4 protein-coding genes are annotated in these 4,206 nt (G+C 63.1%); 2 read left to right on the top strand and 2 right to left on the bottom strand.

Annotation, left to right across the window (positions count from 1 at the left end; all coding sequences use genetic code 11):
• On the bottom strand, positions 1-1,054 hold a 1,054-nt coding region (locus RTX98_RS15590; protein WP_312797761.1), incomplete at its 3' end, for an AMP-binding protein.
• A 199-nt stretch (positions 1,055-1,253) separates the two neighbouring features.
• Here RTX98_RS15590 and RTX98_RS15585 point away from each other — a divergent pair.
• Entirely contained in the window at positions 1,254-2,081 is an 828-nt protein-coding gene (locus RTX98_RS15585) for an alpha/beta hydrolase (protein ID WP_312797760.1), read from the top strand.
• A gap of 148 nt (positions 2,082-2,229) precedes the next feature.
• Positions 2,230-2,823, top strand: a complete 594-nt coding sequence (locus RTX98_RS15580) for a UbiX family flavin prenyltransferase (protein ID WP_312797759.1) — start codon at positions 2,230-2,232, stop codon at positions 2,821-2,823.
• A gap of 5 nt (positions 2,824-2,828) precedes the next feature.
• Here the strand turns inward: RTX98_RS15580 and RTX98_RS15575 are convergent.
• The coding region (locus tag RTX98_RS15575) for a branched-chain amino acid ABC transporter permease (protein WP_312797758.1) at positions 2,829-4,206 on the bottom strand (1,378 nt) is incomplete at its 5' end.

The following is a 4,206-nucleotide window of genomic DNA, read 5'->3' as shown; positions in this document are numbered from 1 at the left end:
TAAAGATGTGAAGCATTTCGGTCGCGCCGATTCCATCCAGCATCGGCTTGCCCGTCTTGCGCTGCCATTCCTCGAAGATCGGCGCTGGCAAGGTTTCACCGGCTGAAACCGCGATGCGAAGTGAGGACAGATCAGCGCCTTCTTCCATGCCCTTCAGCATGGCGCGATAGGCAGTTGGCGCGGTGAAGCTGATCGTCGCTTTGTATTTTTCGATGATCGCCATCATGTTCGGCGGCGTCGCGCTTTCCAGCAGGGTCGCCGCCGCGCCGAAGCGCAGCGGAAACACCGCGAGACCACCCAGACCGAAGGTGAAAGCGAGCGGCGGCGAGCCGACAAATACGTCCTGCGGCGTGACGCCGAGCACTTCCCTGGCATAGCCGTCGGCGATGATCAGGATATCGCGATGGAAGTGCATGGTGGCTTTCGGCACACCGGTGGTGCCTGAGGTGAAGCCCAGCAGCACGACATCATCGCTGCTGGTTTGCACGGCATCGAAATCCACGGGCTTGTCCAGGGCGGCGCGATCAAGCTCGGCGTCGTGATTGGCCGTGCCGTCAAAGCCGACGACGCGTTTCAGGAAAGCGCTGTCGCTCGCGCAGACTTCCATGTCTTCCATCAACCGGGTGTCGCAGAGAGCCAAGGTAATTTCAGCCTTGTCCACGATCTTGGATAGCTCGCCGGCGCGCAGCATGGGCATGGTGTTGACGACCACGGCGCCCGCCTTGGTTGCCGCCAGCCAGCAGGCGACCATGGCCGGATTGTTGGCCGAGCGGATCAGAACACGATTGCCGGGCTGAACGCCGAAGTCCTCGACCAGCGCGTGGGCCAGCCGGTTCGTCCAGTCGGACAGCTCCTTGTAGGTGCGCCGACGCCCATTACCGATCAGCGCCGTGCGATTGCCAAGACCGCGCTCAACAAGCCGGTCGGTGAGTTCCACAGCCGCGTTCAGGCGCTCCGGATAGTTGAAGCCATCAAGCAGAAGGTGCGGCCAGTCCTCCACCGGTGGAAGATTGTCGCGCGTAAACGTGTCGGTATGAGCCGAAACTCCAAGCATCACAGCAGTCCCCGAGCTGGATTGTCCAAGCATGCCGTCAGCTTCTTGTCGGGCGCGGTAGCGTGCCTGCGGCTGATCGGCGATACAGGGAGCGTGGCACGCTGTTCGAGATACTTCAAGCTTATAGTTTTTCGATTGCGGCCTGATGTCTTTCGGATAGGATCGGCTTCAACCGAGCCAGAGAACCGGAGCAACAAGCATGATCTTCCGCCATATCAGGGATTGGGACGACGCTTATGCCAACGGTCCCAACATACCCGGAGGCGACCGCTGGCCGGACGCCTGGGTCGAGCCCGCAGCGACGTTCCGGCGCAATCTGGAGCAGGCAGAACGGGCTGAGATCGACGTCGCCTATGGCTCCGGAGAACGCAACCGGCTCGATCTTTTTAAGCCCGAGGGCGAGCCGGTAGGGCTCGTGGTCTTCGTGCATGGCGGCTATTGGCGGGCGCTCGACAAGAGCTTCTGGTCGCATCTGGCAGGTGGAGCATTGGCGCATGGCTATGCCGTGGCCATGCCATCCTACACGCTATGCCCGACCAACAGCATCGCCGGCATTACCCGCGAGATTGCGGCGGCGATCACCCACGCTGCGGGACTCGTCCAAGGGCCAATCCGGCTCACCGGTCATTCTGCCGGGGGTCATCTCGTGGCGCGCATGGTCAGCGCGACATCGCCCCTTTCACAAGCGCTGCAGCAGCGCATTGCGCATACCGTGCCACTTTCCGGCCTTCATGATCTGCGGCCGCTGAGGCGCACGCAGATGAACGACGCGCTACGGCTCGACGAAGCAGAGGCGGCCAGCGAGAGCCCTGCCCTTCTGGCTCCCATCGAGGGTGCGCGCGTTACCTGCTGGGTAGGCGGCGGCGAGCGTGCGGAGTTCCTGCGGCAATCCGAACTGCTCGCCAATATCTGGGTCGGGCTCGGCGCACAGACCGCCTATGTGGCCGAACCGGACCGGCACCATTTCAACGTCATCGACGGCCTGGCCGATCCGGATCACCCGCTCACCCAAACGCTGCTCGGCTAGGCCGAGCGCGCAATCCACCGAAGAAGCTGCACCAGCCATTTTCGGCCGGGCGTGAACACGCTATGCACCCGCTGTGATCCGGCTGGTCCAGTTTTGACTGGAGCGGCAGCGGAGGCGTGATCGTCTCCGCATCCTTCAGAGGTACTGCATGACGATCGTTCCGCCCGCCGCAGCCCGACCGCAGCGGCTCATCGTCGGCATTTCCGGAGCATCCGGCATCATCTACGGTGTGCGCCTGCTCGAAGCGCTGCGGGAAGTGGGAATCGAAACGCATCTCGTGATGTCGCGATCGGCTGAAATCACGCTGGCACATGAGTCCGACCTCAAGATCGCCGATGTTCGCGCTCTTGCGAGCGTGGTTCATGCGCATGCCGACATTGCGGCGTCCATCGCCAGCGGCTCGTTTCGCACCATGGGCATGATCGTCGCGCCGTGCTCGGTGCGTTCGATGTCGGAGATCGCAACCGGCGTGACCTCGAACCTGCTGACCAGAGCGGCCGATGTCGTGCTCAAGGAGCGCCGCCGGCTCGTGCTGATGGTGCGCGAAACGCCCTTCCATACCGGGCATTTGCGAACCATGGTGGCCTTGTCGGAGATGGGCGCAATCATCGCGCCGCCGGTGCCGGCGCTTCATCCGCGCCCGCAGACCATCGAAGCGCTGGTCGACCATACGGTCGGCCGGGTGCTCGATCTGTTCGGCATCGAGACTGATCTTGTTAAGCGCTGGAAGGAAGCGGACTGAGGCGCTTACTTGCCGGGGATCAGTCCGGCCGGACGGAAGCGCAGGACGACGATCAGGATCACCCCCATCACCAGCAGCCGCATATGCGCGGCGCTGTCGATAAGATGCTGCTTCAAGGGTGAACCGTCCGCCATGCCTGACGTGACCAGGCTCATCAGGCTGTTGCCCCAGGGCTCGACCTGAACCCAAAGGTACCAGATCAGCATGCCGCCGAGCACTGCGCCCCAATTGTTGCCGGAGCCGCCGACAACGACCATCACCCAGATCAGGAAGGTGAAGCGCAGCGGCTGAAAGGCGCCGGGCGTTAGCTGGCTTTCCATTGTGGCGAGCATCGCGCCGGCGATGCCAAGCACGGCGCAGCCCAGCACGAAGACTTGGAGATGGCGGCGCGTGACGTCCTTGCCCATGGCTGATGCCGCGACTTCATTGTCACGGATCGCACGCATCATGCGGCCCCAAGGCGAATGAAGGGCTGCTTCCGACAGCCAGATCAGAAGGAGCAGTACGGCCAGGAAGAGCGCGGCGTAGCAAAGCTTCACGGCGACGGCTGAAGCCGAGACCGGATCGGCGCCGAACCATTGCACGACGGACAGGAAGTCGGGATTGGCGCGCAGATCGACTTCATAGGGAACGGGACGCGGAATATCGACGACGTTCTTGACGCCGCGCGCCAGCCAGTCCTCGTTCTTGAGCACGGCGATGACGATTTCCGCGATGCCCAGCGTGGCGATCGCCAGGTAGTCCGAGCGCAAACCGAGGGCGGTCTTGCCGATCAGCCAGCCAGCGCCGGCGGCCAAGAGAGCGCCAACGGGCCAGGACAACAGGATCGGGAGACCGAGACCGCCGAGATTGCCTTGCACGGCGGGATTGATGGCTTCTACGGCGTCGACTGCTGGATCGAGCAAGTAGCGGTAGAGGATAAAGCCGCCAGCCAGAAGAGCAGCGACTGCAAGTCCTCGTGTTTTGCCTCGATCCATCCGGCGATAGATCAAGGCCGCAAGAGCGATCACGAGCGCGCCGAAGGCTAACGCGCCGAAGATGCGCAAGCCGCCGGCGTCCCACGCACCCGGCACGGGATCGAGCCCGACCAGCACGGCGGCGAGCGCGCCAAGTGCCACGAAGCCCATCGTTCCGACATTATACAGGCCAGCATAGCCCCACTGGATGTTGACGCCGAGCGCCATGACAGCGGAGATCAGACCCATATTGACGATGGCGAGGGCCGAGTTCCAGCTCTGAGTGAAGCCGGTCAGCACGATCAGGGCTGCCATGGCGCCGAACATGAGCAGGTTGCGCTGGGTTCCCGTCATCGCACTCACGCCGCTTTGCCCTTGAAGAGACCGGACGGCTTGAACAGCAGAACCAGCACGAGAACCGAGAAGG

The organism is Tianweitania sp. (genome assembly GCF_032053605.1).
GTDB lineage: Bacteria > Pseudomonadota > Alphaproteobacteria > Rhizobiales > Rhizobiaceae > Tianweitania.
The sequence above is the reverse complement of the archived record's forward strand: the minus strand, read 5'-3'. Positions and strand labels throughout refer to the sequence as shown.

Excerpts from the sequence above, each read along its gene's own strand:
- RTX98_RS15580 (WP_312797759.1), top strand. The coding sequence starts at position 2,230 with ATGACGATCGTTCCGCCCGCCGCAGCCCGACCGCAGCGGCTCATCGTC.
- RTX98_RS15585 (WP_312797760.1), top strand. The coding sequence starts at position 1,254 with ATGATCTTCCGCCATATCAGGGATTGGGACGACGCTTATGCCAACGGT.